The organism is Nocardioides potassii (assembly GCF_021648885.1).
GTDB lineage: Bacteria > Actinomycetota > Actinomycetes > Propionibacteriales > Nocardioidaceae > Nocardioides > Nocardioides potassii.
This window is the reverse complement of record NZ_JAKJHZ010000007.1, coordinates 271717-286999: the sequence shown is the minus strand read 5'-3', so window position 1 is coordinate 286999 and position 15283 is coordinate 271717. Positions and strand designations below refer to the sequence as shown.

Annotated in this window: 16 protein-coding genes; 7 read left to right on the top strand and 9 right to left on the bottom strand. The window is 72.0% G+C overall.

Annotation, left to right across the window (positions count from 1 at the left end; translation table 11 throughout):
• Positions 1-14: 14 nt before the first annotated feature.
• On the bottom strand, positions 15-896 hold the full coding sequence (locus tag L2K70_RS12145; protein WP_236402241.1) for an Fpg/Nei family DNA glycosylase: 882 nt from the start codon (positions 894-896) through the stop codon (positions 15-17).
• Between the two features lie 45 nt (positions 897-941).
• Here L2K70_RS12145 and L2K70_RS12140 point away from each other — a divergent pair, with 45 nt between their 5' ends.
• Positions 942-1205 (top strand): hypothetical protein, encoded by a 264-nt coding sequence (locus L2K70_RS12140; RefSeq protein WP_236402240.1) that lies wholly within the window; start codon positions 942-944, stop codon positions 1203-1205.
• Between the two features lie 7 nt (positions 1206-1212).
• Here the strand turns inward: L2K70_RS12140 and zwf are convergent, their stop codons facing one another.
• The gene (gene zwf / locus L2K70_RS12135; RefSeq protein WP_236402239.1) at positions 1213-2718 is read right to left on the bottom strand and encodes a glucose-6-phosphate dehydrogenase; all 1506 of its coding nucleotides are present in this window, start codon (positions 2716-2718) and stop codon (positions 1213-1215) included.
• A gap of 84 nt (positions 2719-2802) precedes the next feature.
• On the opposite strand from zwf, the gene L2K70_RS12130 reads away from it, so the two are divergent.
• The gene (locus L2K70_RS12130) at positions 2803-4005 is read left to right on the top strand and encodes an ATP-binding protein (protein WP_236402237.1); all 1203 of its coding nucleotides are present in this window, start codon (positions 2803-2805) and stop codon (positions 4003-4005) included.
• A gap of 101 nt (positions 4006-4106) precedes the next feature.
• Here L2K70_RS12130 and L2K70_RS12125 read toward each other — a convergent pair whose 3' ends face one another.
• On the bottom strand, positions 4107-5531 hold the full coding sequence (locus L2K70_RS12125; RefSeq protein ID WP_236402235.1) for a dihydrolipoyl dehydrogenase family protein: 1425 nt from the start codon (positions 5529-5531) through the stop codon (positions 4107-4109).
• Positions 5532-5726: 195 nt separating this feature from the next.
• On the opposite strand from L2K70_RS12125, the gene L2K70_RS12120 reads away from it, so the two are divergent.
• Complete coding sequence (locus L2K70_RS12120; RefSeq protein WP_236402234.1) at positions 5727-6713, top strand: TerC family protein; 987 nt, start codon at positions 5727-5729, stop codon at positions 6711-6713.
• 40 nt (positions 6714-6753) lie between these two features.
• Here the strand turns inward: L2K70_RS12120 and L2K70_RS12115 are convergent, their stop codons facing one another.
• Both L2K70_RS12115 and L2K70_RS12110 read right to left on the bottom strand, forming a co-directional pair.
• Complete coding sequence (locus tag L2K70_RS12115; RefSeq protein WP_236402233.1) at positions 6754-7377, bottom strand: LysE family translocator; 624 nt, start codon at positions 7375-7377, stop codon at positions 6754-6756.
• A 144-nt stretch (positions 7378-7521) separates the two neighbouring features.
• Positions 7522-8013: a hypothetical protein gene (locus L2K70_RS12110; RefSeq protein WP_236402229.1), complete on the bottom strand. Its 492-nt coding sequence runs from the start codon at positions 8011-8013 to the stop codon at positions 7522-7524.
• A 297-nt stretch (positions 8014-8310) separates the two neighbouring features.
• Between L2K70_RS12110 and L2K70_RS12105 the strand changes: the two genes are divergently transcribed.
• The 4 genes from L2K70_RS12105 (at position 8311) to L2K70_RS12090 (ending at position 11001) form a co-directional block, all read left to right on the top strand.
• Positions 8311-8772, top strand: coding sequence for a DUF2087 domain-containing protein (locus tag L2K70_RS12105; RefSeq protein WP_236402227.1), 462 nt, complete (start codon positions 8311-8313; stop codon positions 8770-8772).
• 17 nt (positions 8773-8789) lie between these two features.
• Positions 8790-9155 (top strand): UBP-type zinc finger domain-containing protein, encoded by a 366-nt coding sequence (locus tag L2K70_RS12100; protein ID WP_236402225.1) that lies wholly within the window; start codon positions 8790-8792, stop codon positions 9153-9155.
• 66 nt (positions 9156-9221) lie between these two features.
• Positions 9222-10058, top strand: a complete 837-nt coding sequence (locus tag L2K70_RS12095) for a glycerophosphodiester phosphodiesterase family protein (RefSeq protein WP_236402223.1) — start codon at positions 9222-9224, stop codon at positions 10056-10058.
• Between the two features lie 10 nt (positions 10059-10068).
• Positions 10069-11001 (top strand): DUF5926 family protein, encoded by a 933-nt coding sequence (locus tag L2K70_RS12090; protein WP_236402222.1) that lies wholly within the window; start codon positions 10069-10071, stop codon positions 10999-11001.
• A gap of 309 nt (positions 11002-11310) precedes the next feature.
• Here L2K70_RS12090 and L2K70_RS12085 read toward each other — a convergent pair whose 3' ends face one another.
• The 4 genes from L2K70_RS12085 to L2K70_RS12070 form a co-directional block, all read right to left on the bottom strand.
• On the bottom strand, positions 11311-12423 hold the full coding sequence (locus L2K70_RS12085; protein ID WP_236402221.1) for an adenylate/guanylate cyclase domain-containing protein: 1113 nt from the start codon (positions 12421-12423) through the stop codon (positions 11311-11313).
• A gap of 7 nt (positions 12424-12430) precedes the next feature.
• Positions 12431-12805, bottom strand: a complete 375-nt coding sequence (locus L2K70_RS12080) for a cyclic nucleotide-binding domain-containing protein (protein WP_236402219.1) — start codon at positions 12803-12805, stop codon at positions 12431-12433.
• Positions 12806-12849: 44 nt separating this feature from the next.
• On the bottom strand, positions 12850-14106 hold the full coding sequence (locus tag L2K70_RS12075) for an arginine deiminase (protein ID WP_236402218.1): 1257 nt from the start codon (positions 14104-14106) through the stop codon (positions 12850-12852).
• A gap of 204 nt (positions 14107-14310) precedes the next feature.
• A complete protein-coding gene (locus tag L2K70_RS12070) occupies positions 14311-15237 on the bottom strand; it encodes a hypothetical protein (protein ID WP_236402216.1) in 927 nt (308 codons plus the stop codon).
• Positions 15238-15283: the final 46 nt, after the last annotated feature.

The window sequence follows — 15283 nt, the reverse complement described above, 5'->3', positions numbered from 1 at the left end:
CTCGGGCCCGTCGGCTACTTCAGGAACTTCGACGTGCGCCTGTCCGCCAGCGGCTTCCCGCCGGTCTGGCAGGTTGCGCAGTACTGCAGGCTGGAGTCCGCGAACGACACCTCGCGCACGACGTCCCCGCACACCGGGCACGCCTCGCCGGTCCGGCCGTGCACCGCCAGGTTGGTCTTCTTCTCGCCCTTGAGCTCGCTCGCGGCGAGCCCGCTCGAGCGGCGTACGGCGTCGCCCAGCGTCCCGCGCACGGCGTCGTACAGCCCCTGGAGCTCGTCGCCCTCGATGCTGCTGGCCGGCTTGTAGGGGGACATCTTCGCGGCGTGGAGGATCTCGTCGGAGTAGGCGTTGCCGATGCCGGCAATGATCGACTGCATCCGCATCACGCCCTTGACCTGCTTGCGCCCCTCGCGCTGCAGGATCTCGCCGAGCACCTCGACCGTGAAGTCGTCGCTGAGCGGGTCGGGCCCGAGCCGGGCGACCCCCTCGACCTGCTGCGGGTCGCGGACGACGTAGATCGCCAGGCCCTTGCGCGTGCCCGCCTCGGTGATGTCGAGGCCCGGCTGGACGTCGAGGTCGGGATCGTCGATGACCACCCGCGCGGCGAGCGGGTTCTTGCTGTTGGGCCGCGCGGGCAGGGCCGGCACCTCGTCGCGCCAGCGGATCCAGCCCGCCCGCGCGAGGTGGATGACCACGTGGACGCCGCTCGCGTCGATGTCGAGGAACTTGCCGTGGCGCGTCACGTCGTCGACGAGGGTGCCGTGCAGCGCGTGCAGCGGCGGGTCGAACGTCTTCAGCGCGCTGAACGCCGTCAGGTCGACGCGGCTGATCGCGCGGCCGACCAGGCGACCGCGCAGGTCCTGGACGAGGGCTTCGACCTCGGGCAGCTCTGGCACGCTGCGAGTCTAGGCAGATCACCTCGGTCGGGGTCAGAATGACCCATGGCACAGCCGCGCACTCCTCGCACCGGGTCGGTCTTCCTCGACCCGCGCGGCGAGGACCGTTCGCTGCGCGTCACCTGGCACCACGAGTCGCAGCTGGTCGTGCTGTCGCTGTGGCGCGACAACGTGTGCGCCGGCACCTTCCGGCTCGCCGCCGACGAGGTGCCCGACCTCATCGCGCTGCTGCGCCAGGGCCTCGACCAGGCGTACGACACCGCGCGCGAGCGGGTCGCGCGGGTCGAGCGGCCGCCGCAGGCCGGCTGAACCAGGCCTACTTCTTCGCTCGCCACTCCCGCTCGAACGGCAGCCGCCACGCGTGCGGCGCCACGAGCTGGTGGATGGCGTTGGGTCCCCAGGTCCCCGGCGCGTACGGCTTCACGGGCGGCGGGTCCTCGAGCAGCTGGCGCGAGCGGTCCCAGAGCGACTCGATGCCCTCCGCCGTCGTGAAGAGCGTGTGGTCGCCGCGCATCGCGTCGAGGATCAGCCGCTCGTAGGCCTCGAGCACGTCACCGGCGGCCTCGGTCTCGCCGGTGGAGAACTGCATCGACAGCTTCTGCAGCCGCATCCCCGGACCGGGGCGCTTGCCGTAGAACGACAGCGACACCTTGGACTCGTCGGCGAGGTCGAAGGTGAGGTGGTCCGGCCCCGCGGACCCGACGCCGGAGTTGGCGGGGAACATCGAGCGGGGTGCCTCGCGGAAGGCGATCGAGATGATTCGCTTGCCCTCGGCCATCTGCTTGCCGGTCCGCAGGTAGAACGGCACCCCCGCCCACCGCCAGTTGTCGAGGCGGCACTCCATGGCGATGAAGGTCTCGGTGTCGGAGTCGGGCGAGACGCCTGGGAGGTCGGTGTAGCCGGTGAACTGCCCGCGCACGACGTCCCTCGGCTCGATCGGCATCAGCGAGCGGAAGACCTTGTTCTTCTCCTCCGAGATGGCCCGCGGCTCGAGCGCGGTGGGCGGCTCCATCGCGACGAAGGCCAGCACCTGGAACAGGTGCGTGACGACCATGTCCTTGTAGGCGCCGGTCGACTCGTAGAAGTTGGCGCGCTGGTCCAGGCCGAGCGTCTCGGGGATGTCGATCTGCACGTGGTCGATGAAGTTGCGGTTCCAGATCGGCTCGAACAGCCCGTTGGCGAATCGGAACGCGAGGATGTTCTGCGCCGCCTCCTTGCCGAGGAAGTGGTCGATCCGGAACACCTGCGACTCGTCGAAGGTCTCGTGGACGCGGGCGTTGAGCTGGATCGCCGAGGCGAGGTCGGTGCCGAACGGCTTCTCCATCACTACGCGCGAGCGGGCTACGAGGTCGGCGTCGCGGAGCATCTCGATGACCGGCAGGGCCGCCTTGGGCGGCACCGACAGGTAGTGCAGACGACGTACGCCCTCGCCGAGGGCCTGCTCGGCGGTGGCCACCGCGGCGGCGAGCGCCTCGGGGCCGGCGGACTGGGGGACGTACTCCAGGCGGTCGTCGAAGAGGTCCCACTGCTCCTCGGTCATCGGGTGCAGGCCGAACTGCTCGACGGCCTCGCGCGTGTACGTCCGGAAGGTCGCCGAGTCGTGCTCCTCCAGCGAGGTCCCGATGATCCGGATGTCGGGGGCGAGGTCGGACAGGACGAGGTGGGCCATGCCGGGCAGCAGCTTGCGGCGGGCCAGGTCTCCGCACGCCCCGAAGAGGACGACCACGTGCGGGTCGAGGTGGTCCTGGGACCAGCGCGAGGAGGGCCGCGACTCCGCGGGGTAGGAGATGGTCTGGGGGACGTGCGCGGACGTGTCGGTCACGTCTCGATGGTGGCACCTCGGTCGTGACTCGCCGAATATCCGGATGTCTACGGTGGCCCTTAGATTCACCGATACCGTCGGATCGTGGACCCGATCCGGAACCCGTACGCCCCCGGCGCGGGCCAGCGCCCCCCCGAGCTCGCCGGCCGTGACGAGCAGCTCGCCGCGTTCGACGTCGTCCTCGAGCGCGTCGCCAAGGGCCGGCCCGAGCGCAGCCTCGTGCTCACCGGCCTGCGCGGCGTCGGCAAGACCGTGCTGCTCAACGCGCTGCGCGGCGCCGCCGTACGCCGGGGGTGGGGGACCGGCAAGCTCGAGGCGCGTCCCGGCCAGGGCCTGCGGCGGCCGCTCAGCAGCGCGCTGCACCAGGCGGTGCGCGAGCTCGGCCACGGTGACGAGGAGTCGGTCGACCACGTGCTCGGGGTGATCAAGTCCTTCGCGCACCGCGACGCCGGCACGGCCGCGAAGCTCAAGGACCAGTGGAGCCCGGGCATCGACGTACCGGCCGTGCGGGGTCGCGCCGACTCCGGCGACATCGAGATCGACCTCGTCGAGCTCTTCGCCGACCTCGGCGGGCTCGCCGCCGACGTCGGCAAGGGAGTCGGCATCTTCATCGACGAGATGCAGGACCTCGGCGCGGACGACGTGTCGGCCCTGTGCGCCGCCTGCCACGAGCTCAGCCAGTCCGGGCTGCCCGTGATCGTGGTGGGCGCCGGCCTGCCGCACCTGCCGGCAGTGCTCAGCGCGAGCAAGTCCTACAGCGAGCGGCTCTTCCGCTACCAGCGCATCGACCGGCTCGCCCGCGAGGCCGCCGACCGTGCACTCGAGGCGCCTGCCGCCGACGAGGACGCCGCCTTCGAGTCCGACGCCCTCGCCGCGATGTACGACGCCACCGGCGGCTACCCCTACTTCATCCAGGCCTACGGCAAGGCCGTGTGGGACCTCGCCCCGCGCTCGCCGATCACCGCCGCCGACGTCGCCGTCGCGGCACCCGAGGCCGAGTCCGAGCTCGCCGTCGGGTTCTTCGGCTCGCGCTACGAGCGCGCGACACCGGGGGAGCGCGACTACCTGATGGCGATGGCCGACGTCGCCCTGGCGCAGTCCGGTCTGGGGGGCGACGAGGACTCCGTGCCGAGCGCCGACGTCGCCGCCCGGCTCGGCAAGAAGCCCCAGTCCCTCTCGCCGGCGCGCGACTCGCTCCTCAAGAAGGGGCTCGTCTACTCCGGCGAGCGCGGCCGCATCGCCTTCACCGTCCCCCACTTCGGCCGCTACCTGCGCGAGCGCGGCTGATCCTCCGGTGGTCGGTGGTTGAGGTGCGACCGGAGCGAGCCTCGAAACCACTCGCAGGTTTCGAGGCTCGTCGCTGGCGCTCCTCGCACCTCAACCAGCGGCTACTGGGGCGGGCGGCGGAACTCCGCGGGCAGCTCTTCGAGGAGGCGGAGCCAGAGCTCGGCCGCGGTGGGGTACGACGCCACGGCGTGGCGGAGCACGTGGACGGGGACGTCGCCGACGATGGCGACCGTTGCGGCGTGGACCAGCTCACCGGCCTCGACACCGACGAACGTGGCTCCCAGGAGCAGGTGGGTCTTCGCGTCGACCACGAGCTGCGACTCCCCGACCACCGTGTCGCGCAGGAGCGAGGTGCCGGCGGCGGACGAGGTCGGGACCCGGGTGGTCACCACCTCGTGCCCGGCCTCGCGGGCCTCGGCCTCGGTCATCCCGACGCTCGCGACCTCCGGGTCGCTGAAGACGACCTGCGGGACGGGTGCCTCGCGGTCCGGCTCCCAGGCCACCTCGCCCTCGGACGCGGCTGCGATCCGGGCGCCCAGGACCCGGGCGCGATACTTGCCCCAGTGGGTCAGCGGCGCCATGCCGCTCGCGTCGCCGACGGCGTAGAGCCACTCCGGGAGGCGTCCGGCCTTCACGTCGTCGGCGCTGAGGCCGACCGTGTCGAGCCCGACGTCGTCGAGCCGGGGCGTGCGACCGATCGAGAGGAGCAGCTCGTCGGCGACCAGCTCGCCCGCCGACGTGGCGAGGGTGACCGTGCCTCCGTGGATCCGGCCGTCACCGGTCGCCTCCGGCGCCTCGCGGCGTACATCCCTCACCTCGGTGCCGAGGTGCACCGTGATCCCGCGCTCGCGCAGGCCCGCGAGCACGGCCTCGCCGGCGAAGGGCTCGGTGCGCGCGAGCAGGCGCGGGTCGCGCACCACGAGCGTCACGTCGGAGCCGAGCGCCTGCATCCAGATCGCGGCCTCGCAGGCGACGACGCCGCCGCCGACCACGACGAGCCGGTCGGGGACCTCGGTCACGGCGGTGGCGTCGCGCGAGCCCCACGGGAGGGCGTCGGCGTACATCGCGGGCACGACCGGGTCGCTGCCCGTTGCGAGGACGACCGCGCGGCGGGCCACCAGCTCGACGTCACCGGCCGACGAGGTCACCCGCACCCGGCGCTCGCCGACGAGCCGCCCGGAGCCGCGGACCACGCCGATGCCGGCGCCGTCCGCCCAGGTCTCCTGGCCTGAGTCGTCGTAGCTCGAGACCCAGTAGTCGCGCCGCTCGAGCAGCGACTTCGGCGTCACGTGGGCGGTCGAGACGCCCCCGAGGTCGCCGGTCAGGTCCGCCACCGTGATCGGTCGCAGGAGCGCCTTGCTCGGCATGCACGCCCAGTAGCTGCACTCGCCGCCGAGCAGCTCGCGCTCGACGACGACGGACGTCATGCCCGTGCCCTCCACCGCGTACTGCGCCGCGTTCTCGCCCGCAGGCCCACCGCCGATGACGACGACGTCGTACTCCTGTGTCTCCACGTCCGTTCCCATGCTGTGGACGATACGTGCACGCCGCGGACTTGGGATCCCCTTGCCGGTTCAACTAAAATCATCCACGAGGGGAGTACCCCACCAACGTCCGATCGGTCACTACGGCGCCTCCACAGGCGCCCCGGTCGGCGGCCACACCCGACAGCACGAGGGCGTGGCGGGGGAGACCTCAGGAGCTCGATCCTGAGGAGACCCATGTCGTCCATCGCGTCCCCCACCCTGTGGTTCCTGACCATCGGCGTGGTGCTCGCCCTGCTCGTCGTCGACTTCATCGCCACCCGGCGCCCGCACGAGGTGTCGATGAAGGAAGCGGTGGCGTGGTCGGCGTTCTACGTCGCGCTGCCGCTGCTGTTCGGCCTCTACGTCTGGAACGCGCACGGCGGCGACCGCGGGCTGGAGTACTACACCGGCTACCTGGTCGAGAAGACGCTGAGCATCGACAACCTGTTCGTCTTCATGCTGCTGCTCGCCGCCTTCGCGGTGCCCGAGGTGCTCAAGCAGCGGGTGCTGCTCTACGGCATCGTCGGCGCGCTCGTGCTGCGCGGCATCTTCATCGCCCTCGGCGCCGCCGCGCTGTCGCGCTTCGACTGGGTCTTCCTGATCTTCGGGGCGGTGCTGCTGCTCACCGGCGTCAAGCTCCTGCGCGACGCGATCAAGGGCAACGAGCACGAGGTCGACGTGTCCGAGATGCGCGTGGTCAAGGTGATGAAGCGCTTCATGCCCGTCAGCGACGACTACGACGGCGCGAAGTTCACGGTCCTGAAGGACGGCGCCCGCGCCCTGACGCCGTTCGCGCTCGTCACCGTCGCCGTCTTCGCGACCGACGTGGTGTTCGCCGTCGACTCGGTGCCCGCCGTCTACGGCATCACGGGCGACCCCTACCTCGTGTTCGTCACCAACGCCTTCGCGCTCCTCGGCCTCCGCGCGCTCTACTTCGTGCTCGAGGGTGCGCTGGGCGCGCTGGAGCACCTCAGCTACGGGCTCGCAGCGATCCTCGGCTTCATCGGGTTCAAGCTGGTGCTGCACTGGGCGCACCTGGTCTGGCCGTCGGTGCCGGACGTGCCGACCCTGATGTCGCTGTTCGTGATCGTCGGCATCCTCGCGGTCACCGTCGTCACCAGCCTGGTCGCCAACAAGCGGAAGAAGGCGGCCAGGGCCGACGAACCGGAGCCGGTCGGCTGACCCTCAGCGCGAGCGACGTACGCCGTCCGGGGTGAGCTCGCTAGTCGACGGTGAGCATCGTGGCGCCGAGCCCGATCATCATCGTGCCACCGGTGGCGCTGAGCGTGTCGAGCCGCTGGGGGCGCCGGGCGAACCACGTCCGCGCAGCGCTGGCGGCCAGCGCCCACGCTCCGTCCGAGATCATCGCGAGCACGCCGAAGACCAGGCCGAGGACCATCGTCTGCGGGCCGACGGACCCGGTCGGGTCAGTGAACTGCGGAAGGAAGGCGACGAAGAAGACGATCGTCTTCGGGTTCGTGGCGCCGACAGTGAAGCCGATCCGGACCGGGTGCCCGCGCCGGACCGGCGCGGCGTTCTCCATCGCGAGGCGCGCGTCGGAGCGGTGGCGGATGGCCTGGATGCCGAGCCACACGACGTACGCCGCGCCGAGCAGCTTGACCACCGTGTACGCCGTCGCGCTCGCTGCGACGACCGCGCCGAGCCCGAATGCCACCAGGGCGACCTGGGCGATCAGGCCGATAGCGTTGCCGACCACCGAGAGCAGCGCCTCGCGCCTGCCGACCGTGAGGGCGCGACCGATGGTGAAGAGCAGGCTCGGGCCCGGCACCTGGATGAAGAGGATCGAGGCGACGAGGAAGGCGAGCCACTGGTTGGACGACGGCATGGCCCCAGTGTGGGGCCACAGCCCTCCTCGCTCACCTGCGTTTCGCCGGTTGAGGTGCGAGCGGAGCGAGCCTCGAAACCCTCCCTCGCGGCGGGTCTCGAGGCTCGTCGCTGGGGCTCCTCGCACCTCGACCGGCGATCTTCCTCAGCAGCCGCAGGTGTAGTAGGTGATGTCCCAGTGGTTGCTCTCGCGGGCGTAGATGTTGCCCGACGCGGCGCGGTACATCGTGGCGCCGTCGCTGCGCACGCCGTAGTAGGCGTAGTGGCTGGTGATGTAGCTCGACACGCAGGTGGTGGGGCTGATGTCGACCTTGTAGCCGTTGTAGTGGCTGTAGGTGCCGGACGCGTGCCCGACCTCGGTGCCGCCGGTGATCGTCACGGCACAGCCGCTGACGGACTTGAAGGTCCTGATCCCGCTGACCGTCTCCTGGTTGATCTGCTCGTAGGAGGTGCAGGTCGAGATGCTGCGCGTCGTGCAGCCGCCCGACGAGACGCGGGTGATGCCCGAGGCCGAGAGCTGGCTCGCCGCCTGGGAGTCGGTCAGCTTGGTGACCGCGTGCGAGGGGCCGGCGAGACCGGCCACCGCCATCAGCGAGGCGAGGAGGGTGAGGAGGATCTTGCTGGACGTGGTGCGCATGCGCATGACTCCGTACGTCAGTGGCGAACCCCCCGATGGGCTCGCCGCTCGGCGTCCACCCGATCAGGAGGCCGTGCGCCGGGTCAACCCCCGCGAAAGGTCTTTGCCGTGGCACGTGAGTCTCTGGGAGACTCAGGGCCGAGGGCGTCGTCCAACGCCCAGCCAGGCGCATCGGCCCCAGCCCGAGCGAGGTGGCGAAGGGGAGCGGATCCTCGGGCGCACCACCTCCATGAGTCGCATCGATGACGCCCGCTGCAGCGGCGTGCTGGGGACGCAGCGCAGTCGAGGACGATCGAGATGACCAGGGACAGTGACTTCAAGCAGGTCGTGCGCGCCCGCATGACCGAGACCGGCGAGACCTACACGGCGGCCCGCGCCGCGCTCGAGCGGAGCGCGCGCGAGGAGGCGTATGACGTCGCGCGCGCCGAGCAGCGGCGGCTGGTCGGCCGGCTCTTCACCGACGGGCGCATCGAGCGGGTGCCGGCGAAGCGCAAGGTGCGCGCAGCCGTGCTGCTCGAGGTGCTGAGGCGGTTCGAGCCGGGCCGCGAGTACTCCGAGAAGGAGGTCAACGAGGTGCTGCTCGGCGTGCACGAGGACTTCGCCTACCTGCGCCGCGAGCTCGTGAACTACCACTACCTCGAGCGTGAGGACGGCCGCTACCGGACCGCCGCCCGGGCGCCGGAGCGGTCCGTGATCGAGCGGCAGGAGATCCCGGCCTGGGAGGAGCACTGGCTGGAGGGCTTCCTCGCCGGTCGCTGAGGGGGCAGGCTGTGGCCATGACTCAGGGGACGAGCGAGGGACCTCAGGCAGGGATCGATCCCGGGGTGGCCCCGTCCGGCCCCGGGTGCGTGGAGTGCGAGGCGGCCGGCGGGTGGTGGGTGCACCTGCGCCGCTGCGCGCAGTGCGGGCACGTCGCCTGCTGCGACAGCAGTCCGGCCCAGCACGCGACGGCCCACTTCGAGGCGACGGGCCACCCGGTCATGCAGAGCTACGAGCCCGGCGAGGACTGGTTCTGGGACTTCGAGCGGTCGGTCGGCCTCACCGGCCCCCGCCTGGCCGACCCGCAGCACCACCCGGAGGACCAGACCGTCCCGGGGCCGGCGGAGCGCGTGCCCGACGACTGGCGCGACCACATCCACTGAGCTGCTGTCCGATCCCGCTGCCTGAGCCTGCTGTGACGGGCCCGGCGGGCGTGCCATGCTCACCCCATGCGTCGTACGCCGCGCATCCGGCGCGCCCGTCGGAGCCCCCAGGAAGAGACGCGCACGCGACCGCAGGTCGTGGCGCACCGCGGCAGCAGCCACGACACCGCGGAGCACACCCTCGCCGCCTACGTGAAGGCGCTGGACGAAGGCGCCGAGGGGCTGGAGTGCGACGTCCGGCTGACCGCCGACGGCCACCTCGTCTGCGTCCACGACCGCAACCTGAAGCGCACGGCGTCCAACGCCGGGATCGTCTCGACGATGAACCTGGCCGAGCTCGACGAGCTCGACTTCGCGTCGTGGAAGAGCCCGTGGGCCGAGCTCGACGACGAGGCCCCCGAGCGGGCCGCGCAGGACGGGAAGGTGCTGACGCTCCGCAAGCTGCTCGAGACCGTCGCCGACTACGACCGCCACGTCGAGCTGGCGATCGAGACCAAGCACCCGACGCGGTACGGCGGCCTGGTGGAGCGCCGCCTCGTCGAGACCCTCGGCGACTTCGGCTGGACCGGCGCCGACTCGCCGGCCCGGGTGATGAGCTTCTCGCTCAACGCGATGAACCGCATCCGGCGGCTGGCTCCTGAGCTGCAGGTCGTGATGCTCGTCGACAAGGCGCACCACTGGCCGGTGCTGCGCCCGATGGTGGCCGACGACTGGATCATCGGCCCCGGTGTCGAGGAGCTGCGCGACCACCCGGGGCTCGGGCGCCACCTGGTCAAGGCCGGCCGGGAGATCCACGTCTGGACGGTCAACACCGCCGACGACCTCGACGTGTGCCTCGACCTCGGGGTCAGCGCGGTCATCAGCGACCGGCCGAAGTACATGCTGGAGCTGCTCGGCCAGTAGGTTCTCGGCCATGGCCAAGAAGTCCCGCAAGCCCAGCACGTCCACCCCCGTCGCCGAGGGTGAGGTCGGCCCGCGCCAGCCCTGCCCGTGCGGCTCGGGCAAGCGCTACAAGGCGTGCCACGGCGCGGCCGGCGGCGCGGCCCCGACGTTCGTGGCCCGTCCCTTCGAGGGGATGCCCGGCGAGTGCGACGTGATCGCGCTCCGCGAGCTGGTCCCGGCGGCGACCACGCCGCTGACGCTGAAGGACGGCGGGCGCACGATCCGCCTCGCCACCCTGCTGCCCGGAGCGGCGCCGGCGATGGTGCGCGAGTCCGGCGACGTGTGGCTCGGCCTGCAGGTCCAGCACTCCTACGGCAACCCCGCCCGTGACCTCGGCGCCGTCCTCGAGCGCGCCCTCGCCACCGACGAGCCGGGCATCGTCGGGCTGCCGAACGACCCCGGCGAGGGACCGCGCATCCAGGACCTGATCAGCGACACCAGCCTCGACATCACCGTCCACGACGGCTTCGAGTACTGGATCGACGACATCCCCGAGCGCGACGCCGCCATGGAGGCCGCGCTGGAGCAGGCCAACGGCGGCGTGCTGCCGACCTCGCGACTCACCTCGGTCGAGGCGGCGTACTGGACGAGCGTGGGCAGCAAGGAGCACCTGCGCTGGGTGATGCCGCACCCCGAGGACCAGCTGCTCGACGCTCTCGCCCGGCTGCACGCCGCGGGCCAGGACTCGATCGCCGAGGGGTCGCGGTTCGTCGGCATGTTCCGGGCGCACGGGCTCCTCGCCCCGGTGTGGGACCTCCCCGTCGGCACGGGTGCCGCGGTGCTGGAGGAGCCGGCCGCCCGGTTCGCCGCCGACCTCGAGACGGCGCTCGCCAAGGGCGACCTGACAGCCGAGGAGCGCTCCGCACGGGCCGGACTCGCCAACCGTCAGGTGACGATCCGGTAATACCCGGGCCACGCACCCGCCACAGCCGAGGAAGTTGGCGAACACAACCGGGCCAACGGTTGTGTCGCCGCTCGCGGGCGGAGTAGTTTGGGTGCTGCCCGGTCGTTGTCGTTTCCCCCGTCGACAACGGCCGGGCCTTTCACTGCCCGAGCTCTGTCCGGGCCCGCTCGGCGAGGTGACCGCCCGTCATGTGGCGGCCCGGGAGCCCGCGTCTTGAGCCCCCGGGCCTCGTCCGTCCGACACTCATGAATGCCGGGCGGACTTGCTGGGTGAGGTACCCAGACGGCGCGATCGGATGCCGGTCCGCGCTCAGGACTTCGGCGCTCGCACCCGCCACGCCTCGAGGTGGTGGAACCCCTTCGCCGTCACCCGGCGCACGCGGCGGAACCGCCAGGTGGGCCCGTCGTCGATGCCGTCGGCGTCGTGGTCTCCCGCGCCGCGGGTCCCGTCGGTGGCGTCGTCGGAGTCCGGCGTGAGTGCCTCGTGCACGCCCGCGTCGACCAGGACGCTCCCGGGACGCGCGGCCGAGGTCAGTCGGGAGGCCGCGTTGACGGTCGAGCCGAACACGTCGCCCAGGCGTCGTACGACGGTGCCGTGGGCGATCCCGGCCCGCACCGCCGGGAAGGGGTCGTCCGCGTCGTCGCCGCGGGCGGTCAGGGTGAGGGCGACCTCCACGGCGGCGGCCGGGTCGGCCACGGTGAACAGCACCTCGTCGCCGATGGTCTTGATGACCTGGCCGCCGTGGTCGACGACCAGGTTCGTGGTGTCCTGCTCGAAGCGGTCCACCCACTCGACGAGCTCGGCTCCGTCGAGGCTGCGGCTCTGCGTGGTGTAGCCGACGATGTCGACGAAGCAGACGGCGAGCCGGGCCTCGGTGCTCGACAGGCCGTCGGCGTCCTGGAGCAGGTGCTGGGCGGCGCTGGCGAGGTGCCGTCGCCAGACGTAGGTCTGGAGGGCCTCGACACGGGGGAGGACGTCGGAGGCGAGCCCGGTCAGGGCGGTGGCGGGGTCGCCGCCCGCGGCGGCCACCTCGGCGAGCAGTGTGGTCTGCCACTCCGCGAGCCGGGCGAAGCTGCGGCCCCACGTGCGGACCAGGGCGGCCTGCGACTCGGTCGGCAGGATGCCGAGGCGGACCAGGTCGGAGGTCAGCCGCAGGGCCTCGACGTCGCTCTCGGCGAAGGCGGCGTCGTCGTCGCCGCGGTGGGGGAAGCCGAGCTGGTGCCAGAGCTGCTCGGCCAGGTCGAGCGGCACGCCGGCGCGCTCGGCGACCTCGACGCGCGTCAGGCTCGGCTCCTCGCCGAGCAGGTGGGCCTCGACGACGCGGGCGACGTCACCCACCTCGAGACCTCCGGCGGTGGGCCCGTCCCGGGGAATGTCCTGGTCAGCCTCCTGGCCGGCGGGCGGCTCGTGCTCGTCGGCCACCGCAGGATCAGCTCCCCGACGTCCGCCCTGCGGCGGCTGCGCGGAGGGCGGCACCGAAGGCCGGCACCTGGTCGGCGAGCTGCTCGATCCGTTCGCTGGTGAAGTGCACGACCTTGAGCGGGGTGAGGGCCACGACGGTCGCGGAGCGGAGGGTGCGGTTGACGATGGCCGCCTCTCCGACGACCGAGCCCGGGCCGAGGGTGGCGATCTCGACGCCGCCCTTGCGGACCGAGACCTCGCCCTCGGTGATGAGGTACGCCTTGTCAGCCGTCGTGCCCGCGGCGATCGGCGACCAGCCCTGCGGCAGCGTCAGCTCGGTGCCCGCGGCGAGGACGCGCCTGGCGTCGGCGGGGTCGAGGGCGTCCAGGATGGAGTCAGTCATGCCGGTTCAACGATCCACCGTGGGGAACGTGATGCGCATGTGTCTCACTCCACGCCGGCGGCCGCACCGGTGTCCGCGGCCAGCGGCTCGCGGGAGATCGGGCAGCTCATGCAGCGCGGGCCGCCGCGCCCCGAGCCCAGCTCGGACCCGGCGATCCTGACCACCTCGATGCCGGCCGCCTCGAGCCGGTCGTTGGTCTCGTCGTTGCGCTCGTAGGCCACCGCCACCCGGGGAGCGAGGGCGAGGGTGTTGTTGCCGTCGTCCCACTGCTCGCGCTCGGCCGTCACCGGGTCGAGCCCGGTGTCGATCTGGTGGAGCGTGTCGATCTGCATCGCCTTGGCGGCCGCGACGAGGAAGGGCTCGGACCCGCTCACGTCGAGCGTGAGGTCGGACTCGTCCGAGCCGCTGTCGCCCATCGTCACGGTGACCGCGCGCAGCGTGTCGGCGACGTTGGGGTACATCACGACCTTGTCGACGTCGACCATCGTGCACACCGTGTCGAGGTGCATCGTCGCGCGCTCCTGCGCGATCGGCACGGCCAGCACCGTGTGGGCGAGCCCGGCGTGGAAGACCTGGCGGGCGAGGCGCTCCACGCCCGCGGGCGTCGTACGCTCCCCGACGCCGACCGCGATCACGCCCGGCGCCAGCAGCAGGACGTCGCCCCCCTCGACGTGCTCGTTGTGCCAGCCGTGGATCTTGCGCGTGCCGGCGAAGCGGGGGTGCTCGGTGTAGATCAGCTCGGTCAGCTGCGTCTCGCGCTTGCGCGCGGGCATCGCCAGGCTGGTCACGGCCACCCGGTCCTGGACCCAGACGCTGGAATCGCGCGTGAAGAGCAGGTTGGGCAGCGGGTCGATGAGGAAGTCATGGGGGTCGAGCAGGCTGGTGACCAGGCCGTGGCCGCCGCGGACCTCGTCGTTGCGGATGCCTGCGGTGAGGGTGTCGGTGAGCTCGGCGGGCGACTGGTCGCGCAGGGCCTGGGCGAGGTAGCGGCGCATGGTGTCGCCGAGATGAAGGCCCGACAGCGCGCTGGTGATCGCGTGGTTGCGGGCCAGCTCGCTCTCGAGCGTCTCGGTCAGCAGCTCGGTCAGGTAGAGCACCTCGACGCCCCGCTCGCGCAGGGTCGCGGCGAACGCGTCGTGCTCGTCCTGGGCCCGGCTGACCCACGGGATGCCGTCGAACAGGAGCCGGTCGTTGTTGCGGGGCGTGAGCCGCTTGAGCTCGTTGCCGGGCCGGTGCAGCATCACGGTGGCCAGCCGGCCGACCTCGCTGTCGGCGCCGTGGGGAGCAGGGGTCGAGACCATGCCCCGGACTCTAGCGGTGCCCCGCCGCGACACGTGTCCGGGAAGTGGCCCTTGCGGGGCCGGTCTGGGGGCCACGTCGCGGACACATGTGGTCGTACGGCGTCACGCGGCGCCCCGGGTGCCCCGCCGCGACACGTGTGCGGGAAGTGGCCCTTGCGCGGCCGGTTTGGGGGCCATGTCGCGGACACGTGTGGTCGTACGGCGTCACGCGGCGTCGGCGAATCCCGGGAAGTGCGGTCGCCAGTCGTCGAGGAGGCGCAGCGGGACATCCGGCATCCCCCGCGCGAGCAGCACCCGGTGCACCCGCCGGAGCGTCCGGACCGGGTCCTGGTATATGCCCGAGCTGGTCACCACGACGAGGCGCCACTCCTCGTCGTCCATGTCCGCGCGCCGCTCGAGGTCTGCCTCCCAGGTCGCGATCACCTCGACGTGGAGCTTGCCGTTGTACTCGACCGCCACGCGCACGGCCGGGTAGCAGAGGTCGTACATCCGGATCACCTCTCCGTCCTGCGCCCGGATCTTGAGGTTGACCTCCGGCTCCGGCAGGCCCGCGAGGACCAGCAGCATGCGCAGCCGGGTCTCCATCGGCGAGTCGACCCCGGACCGGACGTAGCGAGCCGCGGCCAGGGCCTTGCGCCGGTCCTTGTGCCGGCTGCGTCGACAGGCGCGCACCAGCTGCTCGGGCGTCACCCCGCGCCGGCGCGCCAGCCAGTCCCCGACGACGACCAGATCGACGAGGGTCAGCTGACCGCTCAGCTCGACGAACATCTGCACGTCCCCCGACACGCGCACGCCGTTCTCGAAGACGACCCCCGCGGGATCACCGACGTGGCAGCGCAGCCCGCGGTGGTGCCGGCGCAGCTTCTGGTGGGGGACGCTCACGTGCTCGTCCGCGATCGTCGGGATCGGGGCTCCCTTCACCCGCGCAGCCGAGGCATGGCTGGCCCATGCCTCCGGCACCTGCAGGGCGAGCGCTCCACGGACGCGCTGGAGAGGCGTCGGCACCGACGCGCTGGCGACGAAGACGTTGCGGAACAGCCGCCGGTACCCGGGACCGCGCAGCGCCTTGGGCGTCACGCCGTTCTCGAGGCCGACGGCGCGGAGGAACGGCTGCTGGGGGTCGAAGGCCATGACCACAGGTTCCGTGATCTCCGAGCCCGGGCGTCGGCCGTCCTCC

Coding starts and splice junctions, on each gene's coding strand:
- L2K70_RS12115 (WP_236402233.1), bottom strand. CDS start 7,377: ATGCCGTCGTCCAACCAGTGGCTCGCCTTCCTCGTCGCCTCGATCCTC.
- L2K70_RS12100 (WP_236402225.1), top strand. CDS start 8,790: ATGACTCAGGGGACGAGCGAGGGACCTCAGGCAGGGATCGATCCCGGG.
- L2K70_RS12120 (WP_236402234.1), top strand. CDS start 5,727: ATGTCGTCCATCGCGTCCCCCACCCTGTGGTTCCTGACCATCGGCGTG.
- L2K70_RS12125 (WP_236402235.1), bottom strand. CDS start 5,531: ATGGGAACGGACGTGGAGACACAGGAGTACGACGTCGTCGTCATCGGC.
- L2K70_RS12080 (WP_236402219.1), bottom strand. CDS start 12,805: ATGACTGACTCCATCCTGGACGCCCTCGACCCCGCCGACGCCAGGCGC.
- L2K70_RS12075 (WP_236402218.1), bottom strand. CDS start 14,106: ATGGTCTCGACCCCTGCTCCCCACGGCGCCGACAGCGAGGTCGGCCGG.
- L2K70_RS12070 (WP_236402216.1), bottom strand. CDS start 15,237: ATGGCCTTCGACCCCCAGCAGCCGTTCCTCCGCGCCGTCGGCCTCGAG.
- L2K70_RS12095 (WP_236402223.1), top strand. CDS start 9,222: ATGCGTCGTACGCCGCGCATCCGGCGCGCCCGTCGGAGCCCCCAGGAA.
- L2K70_RS12140 (WP_236402240.1), top strand. CDS start 942: ATGGCACAGCCGCGCACTCCTCGCACCGGGTCGGTCTTCCTCGACCCG.
- L2K70_RS12105 (WP_236402227.1), top strand. CDS start 8,311: ATGACCAGGGACAGTGACTTCAAGCAGGTCGTGCGCGCCCGCATGACC.
- L2K70_RS12090 (WP_236402222.1), top strand. CDS start 10,069: ATGGCCAAGAAGTCCCGCAAGCCCAGCACGTCCACCCCCGTCGCCGAG.
- L2K70_RS12110 (WP_236402229.1), bottom strand. CDS start 8,013: ATGCGCACCACGTCCAGCAAGATCCTCCTCACCCTCCTCGCCTCGCTG.